Annotated in this window: 18 protein-coding genes and 1 pseudogene; 13 read left to right on the top strand and 6 right to left on the bottom strand. The window is 41.0% G+C overall.

The window, feature by feature from the left end; translation table 11 throughout:
* Positions 1-83: 83 nt before the first annotated feature.
* The gene (gene ligA / locus OO773_RS03785) at positions 84-2,372 is read right to left on the bottom strand and encodes an NAD-dependent DNA ligase LigA (RefSeq protein ID WP_073115546.1); all 2,289 of its coding nucleotides are present in this window, start codon (positions 2,370-2,372) and stop codon (positions 84-86) included.
* Between the two features lie 65 nt (positions 2,373-2,437).
* Between ligA and OO773_RS03790 the strand changes: the two genes are divergently transcribed.
* From OO773_RS03790 to OO773_RS03815, 6 genes are read left to right on the top strand one after another with little or no spacing between them, the layout of a single operon-like run.
* Positions 2,438-3,385 (top strand): chemotaxis protein, encoded by a 948-nt coding sequence (locus tag OO773_RS03790; RefSeq protein ID WP_034375133.1) that lies wholly within the window; start codon positions 2,438-2,440, stop codon positions 3,383-3,385.
* A gap of 16 nt (positions 3,386-3,401) precedes the next feature.
* Entirely contained in the window at positions 3,402-5,153 is a 1,752-nt protein-coding gene (gene aspS / locus OO773_RS03795) for an aspartate--tRNA ligase (protein WP_034375135.1), read from the top strand.
* A gap of 9 nt (positions 5,154-5,162) precedes the next feature.
* On the top strand, positions 5,163-5,732 hold the full coding sequence (locus tag OO773_RS03800; protein ID WP_006564616.1) for an adenylate kinase: 570 nt from the start codon (positions 5,163-5,165) through the stop codon (positions 5,730-5,732).
* An 8-nt stretch (positions 5,733-5,740) separates the two neighbouring features.
* Complete coding sequence (ppa, locus tag OO773_RS03805; protein WP_034375137.1) at positions 5,741-6,268, top strand: inorganic diphosphatase; 528 nt, start codon at positions 5,741-5,743, stop codon at positions 6,266-6,268.
* Positions 6,269-6,279: 11 nt separating this feature from the next.
* The gene (gene trpE, locus OO773_RS03810; RefSeq protein ID WP_034375157.1) at positions 6,280-7,785 is read left to right on the top strand and encodes an anthranilate synthase component I; all 1,506 of its coding nucleotides are present in this window, start codon (positions 6,280-6,282) and stop codon (positions 7,783-7,785) included.
* Positions 7,782-8,384 carry a glutamine amidotransferase-related protein gene (locus OO773_RS03815; RefSeq protein WP_264828699.1) on the top strand — a complete coding sequence of 201 codons (603 nt, stop codon included), beginning with the start codon at positions 7,782-7,784 and terminating at the stop codon, positions 8,382-8,384. The genes trpE and OO773_RS03815 overlap by 4 nt, the downstream gene beginning before the upstream one ends.
* 156 nt (positions 8,385-8,540) lie before the next feature.
* Here OO773_RS03815 and OO773_RS03820 read toward each other — a convergent pair whose 3' ends face one another.
* From OO773_RS03820 to secG, 5 genes and pseudogenes are all read right to left on the bottom strand, one after another.
* The gene (locus OO773_RS03820) at positions 8,541-9,104 is read right to left on the bottom strand and encodes a tumor necrosis factor alpha-inducing protein (RefSeq protein ID WP_034375139.1); all 564 of its coding nucleotides are present in this window, start codon (positions 9,102-9,104) and stop codon (positions 8,541-8,543) included.
* 109 nt (positions 9,105-9,213) lie between these two features.
* Positions 9,214-9,636, bottom strand: a complete 423-nt coding sequence (locus OO773_RS03825; protein WP_006564612.1) for an RDD family protein — start codon at positions 9,634-9,636, stop codon at positions 9,214-9,216.
* The gene (pyrE, locus tag OO773_RS03830; protein WP_006564611.1) at positions 9,626-10,225 is read right to left on the bottom strand and encodes an orotate phosphoribosyltransferase; all 600 of its coding nucleotides are present in this window, start codon (positions 10,223-10,225) and stop codon (positions 9,626-9,628) included. Before pyrE ends, OO773_RS03825 begins: the two co-directional genes overlap by 11 nt.
* The gene (gene frr, locus OO773_RS03835) at positions 10,225-10,746 is read right to left on the bottom strand and encodes a ribosome recycling factor (protein ID WP_264828700.1); all 522 of its coding nucleotides are present in this window, start codon (positions 10,744-10,746) and stop codon (positions 10,225-10,227) included. The genes pyrE and frr overlap by 1 nt, the downstream gene beginning before the upstream one ends.
* Before the next feature lie 89 nt (positions 10,747-10,835).
* A pseudogene (secG, locus tag OO773_RS09960) lies at positions 10,836-11,210 on the bottom strand (preprotein translocase subunit SecG); the annotation flags it as partial.
* An 88-nt stretch (positions 11,211-11,298) separates the two neighbouring features.
* On the opposite strand from secG, the gene OO773_RS03850 reads away from it, so the two are divergent.
* The 7 genes from OO773_RS03850 to OO773_RS03880 are packed head-to-tail and all read left to right on the top strand — an operon-like array spanning position 11,299 to position 18,178.
* The gene (locus OO773_RS03850; protein ID WP_231102780.1) at positions 11,299-12,003 is read left to right on the top strand and encodes a methyltransferase domain-containing protein; all 705 of its coding nucleotides are present in this window, start codon (positions 11,299-11,301) and stop codon (positions 12,001-12,003) included.
* Between the two features lie 38 nt (positions 12,004-12,041).
* Positions 12,042-12,980 (top strand): tryptophan--tRNA ligase, encoded by a 939-nt coding sequence (gene trpS / locus OO773_RS03855; RefSeq protein WP_050780215.1) that lies wholly within the window; start codon positions 12,042-12,044, stop codon positions 12,978-12,980.
* Positions 12,977-14,764 (top strand): extracellular solute-binding protein, encoded by a 1,788-nt coding sequence (locus OO773_RS03860; protein ID WP_176485850.1) that lies wholly within the window; start codon positions 12,977-12,979, stop codon positions 14,762-14,764. The genes trpS and OO773_RS03860 overlap by 4 nt, the downstream gene beginning before the upstream one ends.
* Positions 14,765-15,829: a microcin C ABC transporter permease YejB gene (locus OO773_RS03865; protein ID WP_040499225.1), complete on the top strand. Its 1,065-nt coding sequence runs from the start codon at positions 14,765-14,767 to the stop codon at positions 15,827-15,829.
* Complete coding sequence (gene purM, locus OO773_RS03870; RefSeq protein ID WP_040499224.1) at positions 15,830-16,819, top strand: phosphoribosylformylglycinamidine cyclo-ligase; 990 nt, start codon at positions 15,830-15,832, stop codon at positions 16,817-16,819.
* On the top strand, positions 16,809-17,384 hold the full coding sequence (locus tag OO773_RS03875) for an SH3 domain-containing protein (protein ID WP_040499223.1): 576 nt from the start codon (positions 16,809-16,811) through the stop codon (positions 17,382-17,384). Before purM ends, OO773_RS03875 begins: the two co-directional genes overlap by 11 nt.
* Complete coding sequence (locus tag OO773_RS03880; protein WP_006564605.1) at positions 17,384-18,178, top strand: shikimate dehydrogenase; 795 nt, start codon at positions 17,384-17,386, stop codon at positions 18,176-18,178. The genes OO773_RS03875 and OO773_RS03880 overlap by 1 nt, the downstream gene beginning before the upstream one ends.
* Positions 18,179-18,204: the final 26 nt, after the last annotated feature.

The following is an 18,204-nucleotide window of genomic DNA, read 5'->3' on the forward strand; positions in this document are numbered from 1 at the left end:
TAACGGGAAAAGTCTAGCGGGTTAAAGTAAATGAAAAAAGCAAATGGGTGGTTTTTTTGAAAATAATGAGGTTAATGTTTTATTTAACCATTCCCCTCACTCTTAAGACGCTCTAAAAAAGTTACCTCCTCCATCACCTCTATCCCTAGCTTTTTAGCCTTTTCTAATTTACTCCCGGGGTTTTCCCCATAGATGAGTAAATCTGTCTTAGAACTCACCCCAGTTTGTACATGTGCGCCTAGACTTTCAAGCAATGCGCTAATTTCTGTACGCGGTTTTTCTAAACTGCCTGTAATCACGATCTTTTTATCTTTAAAAAAAGAGGGGGTTATTTTTTTCTCTGTGGCTATGGGGTTTACAAGAGTTAAAAGTTGTTTGATTAAACCCTTATTTTCCTTCACAAAACGCACAAAAGAAGCGGCTATTTTTTTCTCCTCCTCTTTTAATCCTTTTGCGCCAAACCCCTCTAAACTAGCAATTTCTTGATAAGTTTTATCAAACACCTCTAGCCCAAAATGCTGCGCTAAAATCTTGCTTGCGCCTTTGCCAATGTGTTCAATCCCAAGAGCACTAATAAAACGCCACAAGGGCGCTTGCTTACTTTTGGTAATGGCTTGTAATAGATTTTGTGCTTTTTTTTGTTGCCAACCCTCTAGTTCAAGTAGGGCTTTTTCCTCTAGGCTATAAAGATCAATCACCCCTTTAATTAACCCTGCTTGTAGTAATTGCGCCACCACTTTATCCCCTAAACCTTTAATTTCTAACCCATGTTTAGAGGCAAAATAAACAATGCTCTCTTTAACTCTAGCCATACAATCCTTATTAGGGCAAAAAAGGTAGCGATCTTTATTACTTAAATCCAGATCACAGCGGTAACAATATTCTTTTAACTCTAAATCCCCGCCACATTGTAAACAATGCTTAGGAAATGTTACATCGCTTTGGCATTGTGGGCATTTTTTATGCTGTTTGCCTAAGAGAGTTTGGCACACCGGGCAATGGGTGTATTTTTTAAAAAGGATTTGGCATTTGGGGCAAAAGTTAGGCTTATTTTTTAAGAGTAAAGGCAGATTACACTCAGGGCACACATTTAAGGGCTGTTTTTGTAGTACACTTTGGCATGCCGGGCAATGGGTGGGAGGTGTGATTGGTTTTTGAGTGCCATTGCGCAAATGCTTTAGTGGTTTAATGATTTTAGGAATCACATCGCCACTGCGCACAATCACCACTGTATCATTGATCATGAGGCCTTGTTGTTGGATTTGGGTGTAATTATCTAAAGTGGCTTTAGAAATACAAGCGCCTTCTAGCTTAATGGGCTCTAAAAGCGCTACCGGCGTGATCGCCCCACTACGCCCCACTTGATTAAGTACATCTAAAAGTTTGGTGTGTTTTTCTGTAGCTGGGAATTTATACGCAAAACCAAAGCGCGGGGATTTGATTGTAAAGCCTAAAATACTTTGCAAATATAAATCATCTAACATCACCACCATACCATCGGCATCAAAAGTAACCTCAGAGCGCCTTGTATGAAAGAGTTTAAAGGTTTCTTCAATGGCCTCTAAACTTTCACAAAGTACAAATTCTAAAGACAAAAACCCCCAATCTTTCACCATTTGCATGCTTTGCTTTAAACTGGTGTATTTTTCCTCCACTAATCCTAAACCCCAAGGATAGAAGGTGAGTTTTCTTTGGGCGGCAATTTTAGAATCAAGTTGGCGCAAACTCCCAACAGTAGCGTTTCTAGCATTAGCAAAAAGGGGGAGATTTTGCTTAAGGCGCTCTGCATTAAGGGCTTTAAAATCCTCTCTTTGTAACACCACTTCCCCGCGAATTTCAATAGGCTTTGTATAAGGAATGATTAAAGGGATTGAGTGGATCGTTTTAGCATTGTGGGTTACTAATTCACCCTCTAAACCATTGCCTCGCATGCTCGCACTTTGTAATTGCCCGTTTTCATAATATAAATTCAGCGAAGCCCCATCAAGTTTAGGCGAACAAGTAAAACGGGTAAAAGAGGCGCTAGGGTATGTTTGAGAGATTCGTCCCTTAGTTTTAAGCGCGTGCTCAGATTCTACAATACGATTAATCCATACTTGTAATTCTTCTAAATTAAAAACATTCTCTAAACTCCACATGCGTACCTTGTGGGTGTGTTTGGGCAGAGTTTCTAACACCACTCCACCCACGCGTTGGGTGGGCGAATAGGGTAAAATGTTTTGGGGGTATTTAGTTTCATAATCTAGTACTTGGCGATAAAGTTGATCGTAGATTGCATCGCTAATTAACGGGCTAGCTAGTACATAGTAATGATAGGCGTACTGGCAAAGCTTGTCTACTAAGTGTTTGTAATCCTCAAAAGTTTGGATCATTTGCTGGTCTTTGCTATAATCAGGATTTTAATATTTTAGGTCAGATTAGCTTAAGAAGGGATACTTTGGTTGGCGACATTGATAGCATTATTTCTCTCCACCTGAATAATGAAGCCCAGTTTCTGTGTTTTACTTTAGATAGCGATGCAAATAACGATGCTGAACTGTATGCGATTAATATCTTTAAAATCCGCGAAATTATCCATTATGATGGAGATGTTACAGAAACGGTAGGTGGAAATGATAGCATGATGTTAGGTTTTCTAACCATTCGTGGCGAATCTGTACCTTTCATTGATGTTAGGCGGTGGTTATATTTTGATTCTAAGTTTCCCAATCAAGATTTAAGCCAAGCCTCTGTACAGAGTGATAAAAATTTAGTGGTTGTGTGCGAGTTTTCAGGCTGTGTGGTGGGGCTTAAAATCTTTGCGATTAAATGCATCGTGCATAAAAATTGGGCTGAGGTGAGTGTGGGGGATAAACAGGGGTTTAATACGGGTGGCAAAGTGAGCGCGATCACGCGCTTTGAGCAAGATCGCGTGATTCAAATTTTAGATGTAGAAAAAATGCTAGTAGAGACCTTCCCAGCCATGCAAGAGATCGATCAACTCAAAACCCAGTTTGTAGATGCCATTAAAAGCGATAAACTCATTTTTATCGCTGAGGATTCTCAGGTGGCCATGCATCATCTGGAAAGAATTATTTCTAGCTTGCATTTAAAATACGAAGCTTTCCCCAATGGCGATGCACTGCTTAAGCGTTTATTTTCTGAAAACATGATCGATCAAGTCGGGGCGGTTGTAACGGATTTAGAAATGCCTGTTGTCTCCGGTTTTGAAGTGCTTAGACGCATTAAAGCGGATGCTAGAACCAAACATTTACCCGTTATCATTAACTCATCTATGAGTAGCGAATCTAATAAACAACTAGCCGATTCTTTGCATGCCGATGGGTTTGTGATCAAATCCCACCCTGATGAAATCCAAGAACTCTTACAAGAATATCTCAAATAAAAGTGAAGGGTTAATCATGCTAAGAACGCAGTTATGTGCAGAGGTAGGTCTAGTTGATCTTAAAAAGAGTGTTAAACTCTGTGGTTGGTGTCATAATTACCGCGACCATGGGGGGGTGATCTTTATTGATCTAAGGGATAAAAGCGGGCTGGTGCAGTTGGTGTGTGATCCAAACTCTAAAGCTTATGAGCAGACTAGTTTAGTTAGGCATGAAGATGTACTCATTGTTGAGGGTGTGGTGCGTGCTAGGGAAAAGGGTTTAGAAAACCCTAAACTTAAAACCGGCCAAATTGAGGTTGTACTAAGCCATCTATGCATTGAAAGCAAGAGTCTAACCCCGCCTATTAGCATTGGTGATAATAGTGTTAATGAGGATTTGCGTTTGCAGTATCGTTATTTAGATTTGCGCTCTACTAAGGCTTATGAGATTTTTAAAATGCGCAGTAAAGTTGCTAAGGCCGTACGCGATTGTTTGGATTCTTTGGATTTTTTAGAGATTGAAACCCCTATGCTTTCTAAAACAACCCCTGAGGGCGCGCGAGACTTTTTAATCCCAAGCCGCGTACACGACGGGCAATTTTTTGCTCTCCCCCAAAGCCCCCAACTTTTCAAACAAATCTTAATGGTTGCTGGAATGGATCGCTATTACCAGATTGTCAAATGTTTTAGAGATGAGGATTTACGATCGGATAGACAGCCAGAATTTACCCAAATTGATGTAGAGATGAGTTTTTGTACGCAAGAAGATGTAATAGAGGTGGCTGAGACGCTTTTAAAGGCGGTCTTTAGCTGTGTGGGTGTAGAAATTACCCCTCCCTTTAAACACTTAACTTATCAAGAAGCCACCGAATCTTATGGGAGTGATAAACCGGATTTGCGCTTTGAAATGCCCCTTGTAGAGGTGGGGGATTTGTTTGTAGATTCAAGCAATGAGATTTTTAAAAAGATTGCTAGTGATTCTTACAACAACCGCTTTAAGGCTTTAAGAGTAGAGGGAGGCGATCGCCTTTTAAGCCGCAAGTATTTAAGCGAGGCTGAGGAATTTGTACGCCAGTTTGGTGCGAAAGGATTAGCCTATATCCAAGTGAAAGAAGAGGGAGCAAAAGGTCCTTTGGTTAAATTTATCTCTGAGGCTGCTTTAGAAACACTTCTTAAACGCACTCAGGCTAAAGTGGGCGATATTCTTTTCTTTGGTGCAGGAGAAAAAAAGGTCATTTTAGATTATATGGGGCGTTTGCGTCTTAAGTTAGGGCAGGATTTAAATCTGATCGATTCTCAGGCTTTTAATTTTTTATGGGTTGTGGATTTTCCCATGTTTGAGGAAGTAGAGGGTAAACTCAGCGCTGCTCACCACCCTTTTACGATGCCTAAAAATTTAGAAGGTAAACCAACTCAAATACAATCTATTGCTTATGATATTGTGCTTAATGGAGTGGAATTAGGAGGGGGGAGTATCCGTATCCATAAGCAGGCCATTCAAAAAGAGGTTTTTAAGATTTTAGGCATTAGTGAACAAGAAGCCCAAGAGAAATTTGGCTTTTTATTAGAGGCACTCCAGTATGGCGCGCCTCCCCATGGAGGCTTTGCTATGGGCTTTGATCGACTCATCATGCTTTTAGCCAAAGTGCCTAGTATCCGCGATGTGATTGCTTTTCCTAAGACTCAAAAGGCCACTTGTCTATTAAGCAAGGCCCCTAGTAGCGCTTCAGAGGAGCAGTTACGAGAATTACATATCCGTTTAAGAAACCCTAAACCCTCAAAAATCTAAAGGATAACTATGAAAGCATTGTTTTTAATCATTGGCGCACCGGGCAGTGGCAAGACTACAGATGCACAACTCATCGCAGAACGCAATAGCGCTAGTATGGTACATTACTCTACCGGAGATTTATTACGCGCAGAAATTGCTAGCCAAAGTCAAAGGGGCATGCAGATTGCACAATTTACAAGCAAGGGCGAGTTAGTACCCTTAGAAATTGTGATTGATACTATTATCCATGCGATCAAAAATGCTTCTAAAGAGATCATTATCATTGATGGTTATCCCCGCAGTGTAGAACAAATGCACGCCTTAGATCGCGTGCTTAAAGCGCAGGAGGAGGTAAAACTTAAAGGTGTGGTTGAGGTTAAAGTTAGCGAGGCTGTGGCTAGAGAGAGAGTACTTGGACGCTCTAGAGGAGATGATAGTTTGGAGGTTTTTAATAACCGCATGCAGGTGTATTTAAAACCCATTGAGAGCATTGTAGAGTTTTACAAGGTTTTAGAAGTGCACCAAGAAATCAATGGCGAGCGCAGTGTTGAGGAAATTGTAAACGACATTGAAACTTATATAAAAAATCAACTTTAAGGATATTTATGAACATCTCAAAAATTCCAGTTAGTAACGCTGATGTATTGAATGCCGTTATTGAAATCCCGTATGGATCACGAATCAAATACGAAGTAGATGAAGAAAGCGGGGCGGTTGTGGTGGATCGGGTTATGTTTACATCTATGGTATATCCAGCTAATTATGGCTTTATACCCCATACGCTTAGTGATGATGGCGATCCGGCAGATATTTTAGTACTCAATGAAGACCCTTTACAAGCCGGTAGTGTGATTAAATGCCGTTTAATTGGTGTGCTAATTATGGAAGATGGAGGGCTTGGAGATGAAAAACTTTTAGCTGTACCGCTAAGTAAAATTGACCCCCGTTATGCGCATGTTAAAAGTTTGGAGGATTTAGCCCCCATTGTGCTACAAAAGATCAGACACTTTTTTGAAACCTATAAAGACCTAGAACCTCAAAAATGGGTAAAAGTTAAGGATTTTGGCAATAAAGCACAGGCTGAGGAAATTTTAAGAAAAGCACTTGCAAATTACCAACAAGCCCAAGGTTGAGAGTGGGTGTTTTGATTAGTTTAGAAGAGCATATCCCTTATGTTAAACACCCCCTAGCGCTTTATGCCTCTTTAAAACGCCCCGATACACTTTTATTAGAGAGTGCACAGACAGATAACAAGCGCCACACGAAGTCTTTAATCCTCTCTCATGCTTGCTTAAAACTGACCTGTTTAGATTTATGCGTGCTAGTAGAGGCGCTGAGTGCTAATGGAGCGGTGTTTTTAAAACAACTATCTAATCTTTTTAAAACCCACTTACAAGAGGGGCAACTGCGTTTGCACTATCCCAAGAATACGGCCCTTTATGATGAGTTTTTAAAGCTTAAGATGCCAAGCCCTTTAGATGTTTTGCGCCAAATTTTTCAAGGTGTATCTAATAAACCCAGCCACCCTTTTGGGTTATTTTGTGCGGGGCTTTTTGGTTTTGAACTCATTGGGGCTTTTGAGGATTTGCCTACCTTAGAAGTACAGGATAATAGCGCCCCGGATTTTCTCTTTTATGTGGCTGAGACTTTAATCATCATTGATCATGAAAAGCAAAGTACACAAATTCTAGGGAGTTGTTTTGATCTAGCATACCAAGCTCTCATTCAAGACAAAATCAAAGAACTTAAACAGAAAGCTTTAATTCTTAAAGAATTTAGCCCCAAAACCTACCCCCAAAACTCCACTTTAAGCACTAATTGTAATGATGAAGCTTTTGCGCGCATGGTTAGCACACTTCAAGAGCAAATCAAGGCCGGCGAAATCTTCCAAGCCGTGCCCTCTAGGAGTTTTTATTTAGAATGTCAAGACCCACTTAGCGCCTATTATCATCTTAAAGTTACAAATCCTAGCCCCTACATGTTTTACATGCAAACACAGGATTTTAGCCTTTTTGGGGCTAGTCCTGAGAGCGCGCTAAAATACGATGCCTCTACAAATTTAGTCCAAATTTATCCCATTGCCGGTACGCGTAGCCGGGCTAAAAACCCCGATGGGAGCATTGATTTTGATCTAGATAACCGCCTAGAGCTTGATTTACTTAGCGATGCTAAAGAGCGCGCGGAGCATATTATGCTTTTAGATTTGGCTAGAAATGATATTGCTAGAGTAGCTAAGCCTCATACTAGACTAGTGAACAAACTTTTAAAGGTAGAAAAATACGCCCATGTCATGCATTTATGCTCATGTGTGCAAGGTGAACTTAAGGAAGGATTAGATGCTCTGCATGCCTATAGAAGTTTTATGAATGCTGGCACTTTAAGCGGCGCGCCTAAAATTGCAGCGCTTAAACTCATTGCAGCACTTGAGGGCAAACGGCGGGGTTCTTATGGTGGATCGGTGGGGTATTTATGCGCTGATGGTTCAATGGATACATGCATTGTGATTCGTGCAGCTTTTGTACAAGATCAGCGCGCTACTATCCAAGCAGGTGCGGGTATTGTACTAGGTAGTCTAATAGAGGCTGAAATTGCAGAGACAAAAGCTAAAGCTAGAGCTGTAATAAATGCTATTTTAAAGACGCATGCATGAAAATCTACTTTTTAGATAATTTTGATTCTGTTTGGTTTAATCTTGTCTATGATTTAGAAGGGTTAGGGCATTCTGTACTAGTGTTTCGCAACACCACACCCGCAGACACCCTTTTTAAAATGATGCAGAGTGAAAAAGAAACGCCTTTACTTTTTATCTCACCCGGTCCGGGTGATCCACAACACTCCGGAGAACTTTTGCCTATTTTAAAACGGATGCGCGGGAATTTCCCGATTTTAGGCATTTGTTTAGGTTTGCAAGCCTTAGCAGAAAGTTATGGGGCAAGAATTATACGCAGTATAGAGATCGCACATGGCATGAGTTCAACAGTCACTCTTGAGCCCTTTGAACCCTTTAAAGGATTGGGTTATTCTTTACAGGTTGGGCGTTATCATTCTTTAATGGTGAGTAATTTACCAAGTTGTTTGCAAATAATCGCACATTATCAAGATATTGTAATGGGGATTTATCACCCCCAAGATAGAGCCCTAGCCTACCAGTTCCACCCAGAAAGCATCATGACATTGAAAGGCGCGCAACTATTGCAACAAAGTCTAGATTTTTTAATGCGCAATGGCAGAAACCATGAATCTCTTTGATAGTTGGGGTGTAGTCTTTAAAAATGCGACACACCAACCAAGCCAAAAGTCTTTGGCATTTGAGCGCTTGATCTAAACCTTGAGCGATTAAAAGATAGGTTAAACTTTTTTGCTAGCGTTTTAAGATTAAAAAATGATTTTTAACTCAAAAACCTTTTAATGCCCACCGCGATCTTGAGTAAAATCATGATTAGACTTAGCATCTTTTTCTAACACCGCCTCATTAAAGACTTTTTGAACACCTGACATGATTTGTTTAATCGTTTCAGGGTCTAGTGTTTTAATCTCGCTTAAACCCCTCCCCAAACGCATAGCACTGTAGCTATTAACCCGCACTAGCATAAACACTTCTTGGTTATTAGGGTTGATGTATTCGCCTAATTGTTCCTCTTTATCTAAACTGTTGGCAATAGCTTGTGTGATCTCTTCAAAGATGGCATCATCATAGGGTTTTTGGTTGGCATTTTGTGTTCTTTTAAAAACATCTTTAATTTTACCAGCGATATGGATTGCTACGCGAAATCTAGCCCGTTCTCTAGCAATGGCCTCTGATTTTTTCACCTCTCCATTAATGACATGGGAACTATCCACCCCCCTAGTTACATACATGCTTTGATCTTGTACCATCCAATCTGGCATGCCAGCTAAAAAAGCTTGCTTTTTATGAGTAGGAACACACGCCACCAAAAGTACACCCAGCAAAATCAGAACAACACGCATCATTTTTCCTTAATTGTATTAATATCCAGATATAAATCTGCTGTGTTATATTACCTTCTCTGCTATAAGATAACAATTAATCTCATTTAAGCAGGTGTGATCCACTTTGTTAATCTCTTATTTTAACAATCATATCCGTACCACATAAAATATCGTGTAAAAACCGCTTTTGCGAACTAATAAAGGGAAAGATCAAACCTACAAGCAAAGCCACCCCTAAAAGCCAGAGAAAAAAGCGCAATAAAGCCTGTAAAAACCCCACACGGGAGCGATCTTTTTTGACAAGCTCTAAGCCTACATAGCGCAGCCCCGGGGTTTGAGCGCTCAAACTTAAAAAAAGCGCAGAAATGAGACCATAGACGCACACACAGGCAAAAATGGCTATTTGGTTTTCTCTAAAGGCCTGCGCTGAGCCTAGAATAAAATAGGTGGTGATGTATAAAAGAGGGGTGTAGATCATAAAAATATCGGTGATAAAGGCCTTAAGCCGTAAGCTAGCGTGTAAAACTTGTAGCGTTTGTTTAAAGCCCACGGCTACCCGGTTTGACTGGTGAAGAATGAACACACAGAGGGCAAAGATCGGGGGGATACATGGGAAAATCAAAATTTTCTAAAGTGAAGAAGGGCAAAGAGGGGAGTTTACAAGCAGGATTATTATGCAGGTCAGAATCAGGGGTACAAATGCCTCTACTAGCTAAACTAGCAAAGCCTACTATCTGTGCCCCTAAATTTTGCAGACAAAGGCTAGATTCTAAAGCCGATCCACCCGTAGTAATAATATCCTCACAGATTAAAAATCTTTCACCCTCTTTTACAGAAAAACCTCGCCTCAAGCTCATCTCTCCATTGACGCGCTCGGTAAAAATAAAGCGCACACCAAGAGCTCTAGCTAATTCATAACCCGCTAAAACTCCCCCAAGTGCTGGCGAACAAATGCTTTCTATTTTTAAATGGGCGTGTATGATTTTTTGGGCTAGGGCTTTGGCGAGTTTTTCAGCTAGTCTTGGGTATTCTAGGACTTTTGCTGATTGGAGATAAAAATTAGAGTGGTTGCCACTACTAAGCAGAAAATGCCCTTCTAAAAGCGCCCCGCAGTCTTTATAAATTTGCCGGATATCCATTAAAGTTTAAGTACCTCTTCCTCTTTAGCCTTAACCGCCTGTTCGATCTTATTAATAAAGGCATCGGTGTGTTTTTGCACCTCCGCTAAGGCCTTTTTATTCTCATCTGCACTAATGCTTTTCTCTTTTTCTAGCTTTTTAATCTGGTTATTAGCATCTTGGCGGATATTGCGCACCGCTACCTTAGCCTTTTCGCCCATAGCCTTAGCTTCTTTAGCAATTTCCTTGCGTTGCTCGCTTGTCATGGGCGGGAAAAAAAGCTTAATAGTTTCGCCATCATTATTAGGATTAACACCCAAATTAGCCTCTTGCAAAGCCCGTTCAATTTCTTTAAGTAAACCCTTTTCCCAAGGTGTGATCGTGAGGGTAGAGGCATCTGTTGAAAGAATGGAGGCCACTTGGTTAAGCGGGGTTGGGGAGTTATAATAATCAACGCGTACATGTTCAAGCAAATTAATAGAAACCTTGCCACTACGCAGGGTAGTAAAATCTTTTAAAAGAGATTGTAAACTCTTTTGCATCAGGCTTTTTTAAGCGGGGCGTATGATTGGCGCATGGAGAGCATGGCTAAGGTTTGGGCGCGGGGTTATGTGGGTAAGGGCATTAAAGAGGGCAATTCTGATTTTTTAGGCACAAGAGGACCAGCAGGAGGCGGGGTTAGTAAGGGGTTATTCAAACACCTAGAGTTGGGGTTTTGGGGTATTGCGCGAGCTGCGCTTAAAGAGTTTTTAGGCGCTCTATCTAAGGGCTAATAATAATATTCCTTGTTATAAATATAGCCTAGTGCAATAGTATTAGAGAGAAAGAGAAAACCTAAAAACATGGTTAGTTTAGCCAAAAAGCTAGCCGGACCCTTAGCCCCAAAAAGCGATTCATTACTCCCGCTATAAGCCCCCAAACCGATACTAGAGCTTTTTTGTAATAACACGACAATTACAATCAGTACAGCCAAAACAATCTGCAAAACCAAAAACAGACCACTCAAATATCCACTCCAAAATCTACTAGGGTTAAAAGGCGATCTTAGCAAAAATTTATTAAAATTAGCGCTTGATACTTTTAAGGGGTGTGAGTTGGGTGAAGCAGTGTGCCACTCTTTTAACCGGGCAGCAAAAAGTTATGCGCGCTATTGTCGCGTGCAAGATCAAATCATCAGCCAATTATTAAGCCATTTGGCCGGGCATTCTTATGCACGCGTACTTGATCTAGGCTGTGGGAGTGGCAATGTGATCAAACAATTTCCCCGCTTTAATCTTTCTGCCAATGAATTTATCGGCGTGGATTTTTCTTTAGAAATGCTCACAGAACACCCGCAAAATATAGAGGGCGTACAAAAAATCTCTTTAATCTATGCAGATTTTGAAGATATGTTTTTAAATCCTTGTGATTTGGTTATTGCAAGTTCCTCTTTGCAGTGGGCTAAACAGCTTGAATTTTTATGCACGCGCCTTTGTTTGCAGAGTACAAACATCGCCCTAGCTGTGCACACAAACAGAAGTTTACACGCCTTGCACGCCTTTTTAGGTAGCAATTCACCTTTGCGATCACAAGAGCAAACAGAGGCGATTTTGAATCGTAGTTTAGATAAATTTAAGCGCAAAATGTGGACTCAAAATTTCACCCAGCACTTTAAAAACAGGCAAGAGTTACTCCAACAGCTTAAATTTGGGGGGTTATTAGGAGGGGGAACGCTCTCTTATGCGCAAAAAAAGGCGTTAAAACAAATCCCCCTTCAAACTTTAGATTACGAGGTGGTGTTTTGCATAGGACAGAGATAAGAAAGCGGGTTTTTTCAGGTATCCAACCCACAGGGGGCATGCACTTGGGCAATTATTTAGGCGCGATTAAGCATTGGGTAGAAATGCAGGATCGTTACGAATCTATTTTTTGTATCGTCAATTCCCACGCAATCACTTTACCCCAAGACCCACAAATTTTGCGCAAACAAACTTTAGAAATGGCTAGCATGCTTTTAGCCTGCGGGATTAATCCGGATAAATCTAGCCTTTTTATCCAAAGCCAAATAGAAGAGCATGGGGCGCTCACTTGGCTTTTAGATTGTATTGCTAGCATGGGCGAACTAAGCCGCATGACTCAGTTTAAAGATAAAAGTGCAAAGGAGGAAAATATCGGGGTGGGGTTGTTTAATTATCCGGTGCTTATGGCTGCTGATATTTTGCTTTACCAAACCGATGCTGTGCCTGTGGGCGCGGATCAAAAACAGCATTTAGAATTAGCTAGAAATTTAGCCATTAAATTTAACCGCGATTTTGGGCCATGTTTTAAAGTGCCTGAGCCCTTGATTGCTGCTCAAGGTGCGCGTGTCATGGGGTTAGATGATCCAAGCGTAAAAATGAGTAAATCACACAAGAGGGCTTTCCATGCTTTGTTTTTGCTAGATAGTGAGGAAAGTGTTATTAAAAAGATCAAAAAGGCAACTACAGATTCAGTAGGTACTCTTATCTTTGATGTAAATCGCCCCGGGATTTATAACCTTCTTAATATCTATAGCCTTTTAAGTGCAAAATCCCCCTCAGAAATAGAAGCCACATTTGAAGGCAAAGATTATGGTGATTTTAAAAAAGCTTTGATTGAGGTTGTGATTGAAACCCTGCGGCCTATCCAGCAAAATTATAAGAGATTACAAGAGGATCCGGGCTATGTTTTAAATCTCCTAGAAAGAGGCAAAGAAAGCATTGCTCCACTGGCTAAGCAAACTTATAAGAAAGCTAAGGAATTAATGGGTTTATTATGAAATACCTGATTTTTCTATTTTTGCTTTTGCCTTTAAGTGCTGCGCCCTTTATTTCTCTAGGTGAACCCCCTAAATACAGCAAAAATTTTACGCACTTTGACTATGCCAATGCTAACGCCCCCAAAGGCGGGATTTTAAGAAATTACGCGCTGGGTACTTTTGATAGCCTTAATCCTTTTGTGCTCAAAGGTAGTAAGGCTAGCGGGCTGGATTTAGTTTATGATACTTTGCTAGCCCAAAGCCTAGATGAACCCTATACTGAGTATGCCCTCATTGCTAAAGATATACAAGTCGCCCCCGATCACAGCTTTGTGATCTTTACCATTGATGATCGCGCGCGCTTTAGCGATGGAGTGCCTATTTTGGCTACAGATGTAAAATACAGCTTTGATATTTTGATACAAAAGGGAAGTCCAGTTTTTAGGCAATATTATGATGATGTTAAAGAAGCGCTGGTACTTGATGATCACCATGTTAAATTCACCTTTAAAGATAGTCACAATAGAGAATTACCCCTAATTTTGGGGCAGTTACAAGTTTTGCCCAAACATTTCTTTGAGAAATATGGCTTTGATAAAAATCCGCTTTTAATCCCTGTTTCTAGTGGGCCTTATACAATTCAGTCTTTTAGCATTGGTAAGCAAATCACCTACACACGCAACAAACACTACTGGGCTCAAAATCTACCCACCCAAAAGGGGTTATATAACTTTGATTCAATTCGCTTTGATTACTACAAAGATGATTCGGTGGCGCTGCAGGCTTTTTTAAGCGGGGCGTATGATTGGCGCATGGAGAGCATGGCTAAGGTTTGGGCGCGGGGTTATGTGGGTAAGGGCATTAAAGAGGGCAAGATCATTAAAAAGCGCTTAGAACATGCCTTACCTGCTGGCATGCAAGGGTTTTTTATGAACACCCGCAAAGAGCTTTTTAAGGATTTGCGCGTTCGAGAAGCCCTCTTTTATGCCTTTGATTTTGAATGGGCTAATAATAATCTCTTTTTTTCACAATACACCCGCACCAAGAGCTATTTTAGTAATTCTGTCTTTGCCTCTAGGGGTTTGCCTCAAGGAGAGGAGCTACAAATTTTAGAGCGCTATAAAAAGGAGTTAGATCGCTATAACCCGCGTATTTTTACAAGTCCCTATATAGTTCCGCGCACGAATGGGGCGCAAAAACTAGGGGAGAATCGCCGCGAAAATCTCAAATACGCCCAAGCACTTTTAAAACAGGCAGGTTATGTAGTGCGCAACAATCAACTCATCAATACAAAAACTAAAAAACCCTTTGTTTTCACGCTTTTACTCAATAACCAAGCCTTTGAGCGCCTAGCCCTAGCCTATGCTAAAAATCTTAAGGTACTAGGTATCCATTTGCTGATTCAAAAAGTAGATTTAAGCCAGTATATGGGGCGTTTAAAGAAATTTGATTTTGATATGGTGGTGGGGGCTATTGGCCAGTCGCTTTTTCCGGGCAATGAGCAGCGCTATTTTTGGGGAAGTGCTAGCGCTAAGCAACAGGGGAGTTACAATTATGCCGGCATTGCTAACCCGGTGATTGATTCTTTAATTGCCTCTATTATTAGCGCTAAAGATCGCGCTAGCCAAATTGCTACTGTGCGCGCCCTTGATCGGGTTTTACTCTGGGGGTTTTATGTGATCCCTCATTACCACGCTCCTTTTTGGCGCATTGCCTACTGGGATAAAATTGGCATGCTTAAAAACCCCCCTTATGGTTTTTCGCCCTATTTGTGGTGGGATAAAAATTTAGAAAAGAAACCTTAAATGCTCTCTTATATTCTCAAACGGCTTTTATTGATCATTCCTACTTTATGGGGAATCATTACAATTAATTTTTTTATTATCCAAAGTGCTCCGGGTGGACCTGTGGAGCAGATGATGGCTAAGTTAAGCAATGCGTCTAATCAAGAGAGTACTAATAACTCTCTAAAAGATCAGCAATTTAAAGAAAGCGTCTATAGAGGAGGGTTAGGTATGGATAATGCGCTTTATTTAGAGATCACAAAAATGTATGGCTTTGATAAACCCTTGTTAGAGCGTTATTTTATTATGCTGAAAAAATATGTGTGTTTTGATTTTGGGCAAAGTTTTTATCGCCAAATTGGGGTACTTGATTTGATCAAAGAAAAGTTACCCGTCTCTATCTCGCTAGGTTTTTTTAGCACCCTGCTTATTTATCTGCTTTCTATTCCGCTTGGTATTTACAAAGCAAGGCATAATAATTCTCCTTTAGATGCGGCTAGTAGTGTGGCTATCGTGGTAGCCAACGCTATTCCTGCCTTTTTATTTGCCTTAATTTTAATCGTACTCTTTGCTTCAGGGACTTACTTTAAAATCTTCCCTCTTAGAGGGCTTATTAGCGATAATTTTGAAAGTTTAAGCACTTTGGGAAAAATCAAGGATTATTTATGGCATATCACTCTACCCGTGCTTTGCATGAGCATTGGCGGGTTTGCTAGCCTCACGCTTTTAGTGAAAAATTCCTTTTTAGATGAAATGGGCAAACTGTATCTCATCAGCGCACGGGCTAAAGGTGCAAGTGAAGGCCGTATTTTTTATGGGCATGTTTTTAGAAACGCGATGCTTTTAGTGATCTCTAGTTTCCCGGGGGCGTTTTTGGGCATGTTTTTTAGCGGGAGTTTGCTTATTGAAATTATTTTTAGCTTAGATGGACTAGGGCTTTTAAGCTTTGATAGTTTGATGAGTCGTGATTATCCTGTGGTCTTTGGCTCGCTTTATATTTTTACACTCTTAGGGCTTTTGATCAATCTCATTAGCGATCTGACCTATACTTTAGTCGATCCACGCATTGATTTTGAAAGGCGCTAAATGCTTTATCAGCAAAGCGGGGTGGATTTAAGAGGTGCGCAGGAATTTGTAGAGGCTCTTAGACCGTTGGCCGAACAAACTTATAGCCCACAAGTTTTACAGGGTGTGGGGGGTTTTTTTGGGGCGTATGCCTTGCCTGCTGGCTTAAAAGAGCCCGTACTCATTGCCTGCAGTGATGGGGTGGGCTCTAAATTACTTTTAGCCTCTCAAGTACAAAAACTAGGCCAAATTGGGCTAGATTTAGTGGCGATGAATGTTAACGATCTGCTTTGTAGTTTTGCTAAACCTCTTTTTTTTCTAGATTACTACGCTACCCCTAAACTCAACCAAAAACAGGCTTTAGAAATTTTAGAAGGCATTGTACAGGGTTGCAAGTTAGCCGGGTGTGCGCTTTTAGGTGGAGAGAGTGCACAGATGAAGGGTTTTTACACAAAGGAGGCTTTTGATCTGGCGGGTTTTTGTGTGGGGGTGGTAGAAAAGTGCGATTTACCTCAAATAGAACAAATAAAAGCGGGGGATATTTTGGTAGGTTTTAAAAGTAGTGGCTTGCATAGCAATGGTTTTTCTTTAGTACGCCATTTACTAAAGACACAAAACCCCCCCTCACATCTGGGCAATCAAAGCCTGCTAGAGACTCTTTTAACCCCCACACGGCTTTATGGGCATTTGTTACACTTGCGATCTAAAATCCGTGCTCTTGCTCATATCACCGGCGGAGGGCTAGTGTATAACCTGCCCCGTATTTTGCCTCCCTCTTTGGGGGCTGTGATAGAGCTTAAACATCTCCCGCGCATGCCTGTTTTTGAGTGGTTAAAATCTTTAGTGCCTTTAGAGGAGTGTTTACAGGTGTTTAATATGGGAGTAGGAATGATTGCAGTGGTTGCGCCCTCTGATTTTAACGCTTTGCGTGCGGCTGGGGGATTTTACTTAGGGGAAGTGGTTTTAAGTTCTGAGAAAATCCAATTTATCGGAGGTGATCATGGCATTTAAAATTTATTGGAAATTATACGGGTATGCTTGTGGGGTGTTGTTGTTATTATTGGGTCTTTATGTGGGGGTTTTTATGGGTCTGTACCGTTTAGGGCAAAGTAAAACAGCGCCTATTGCGCCTCCTATTGGGGTTACTCAAAAAACACTAGAAATCACCCAAAAAACACCGGAAAACACCTCTCCTACACAAATTTTAGAGCCACCCAAAACCCAAGAAACCCCCCAAAATACACCACAAGATCAAAAACCCCCCCAAAACACGCCACAAAATACAGAAGTTTTAAAACCTAAGCCAACCACAAGCCAACCACAAGCCTCTCCACAGAATCAAGATCAAGATCAAGTTGCCGCGCCTCCAACCCCAGCTCCAGAAAATACTAAACCCTCCTATAAGACTTATTATGTGCTTTATAGTGTGGTCAATGTACGCTTGCAACCTAGCACGAATTCTAAAGTGGTGGCTAAAATCTTGCATGGTCAGGAAGTACAAGTATTAGAAACTAAACATGGCTGGGGACGGATTAAAAGTGGCTGGGTATTTTTACACCTACTCAAAGAAAAATAATGCGCCTCTTTGGAGTTTTTGGTAACCCTATCGCGCATTCTAAATCTCCTTTGTTGCATAATGCGGTGTTTTTGCGCTTTGAGCAAGAACTTAAGTTTAAAGGCAGCTACCACCCCCTTTTACTAGATAGAGAGGCTAATCTCAAAGAAAAATTTTTAGAACTCCACTTAAGCGGGGCTAATATCACCACTCCTTTTAAAGAAAAGGCCTTTGCTTGTAGCGATGTTGTAAAAGGTGTAGCGCAAGAGACAGGGGCGGTGAATGCGTGGGTGTTTGAGGGTGGGCAGATTGTGGGCTATAACACCGATGTAGAGGGTTTTTTATATCCCCTTCAAGATCATACTTTTTCAAGCGCGCTTATTTTAGGGGCTGGAGGGAGCGCAAGAGCTATAGCCCACGCTCTTAAATCACGATTCATTCAAATAGAAATCCTTAACCGCAGTACTCCCAAATTAGACTATTTCAAATCTCTAGGGCTAAAATGTTTCACCCCTCAAGATTTTAAAATCAAGCCCTATGATCTCATCATAAACACCACCACCGCAGGCCTTAAAGAGCCTAGTTTGCCATGTAATCTAGAAATGTTAAAAGCTCTTTTGAAGCGCGCCACTCTTGCTTATGATTTGATCTATCAGCACACGCCCTTTTTAAATCTAGCTAAGCAAGAGGGGCTCATCACTCTAGATGGCAAGGCCATGCTCATTGCTCAAGCAGCGCTGAGTTTTCTGTATTTTTGTGATCACAAACTCCCCTTTGAAGTGATTTTACAGACTATGCAAGAGGTGTTGTTATAAAACCTTCACATCTGCATTACTCCGAG

The sequence above is a fragment of the Helicobacter suis HS1 genome, assembly GCF_026000295.1.
GTDB lineage: Bacteria > Campylobacterota > Campylobacteria > Campylobacterales > Helicobacteraceae > Helicobacter > Helicobacter suis.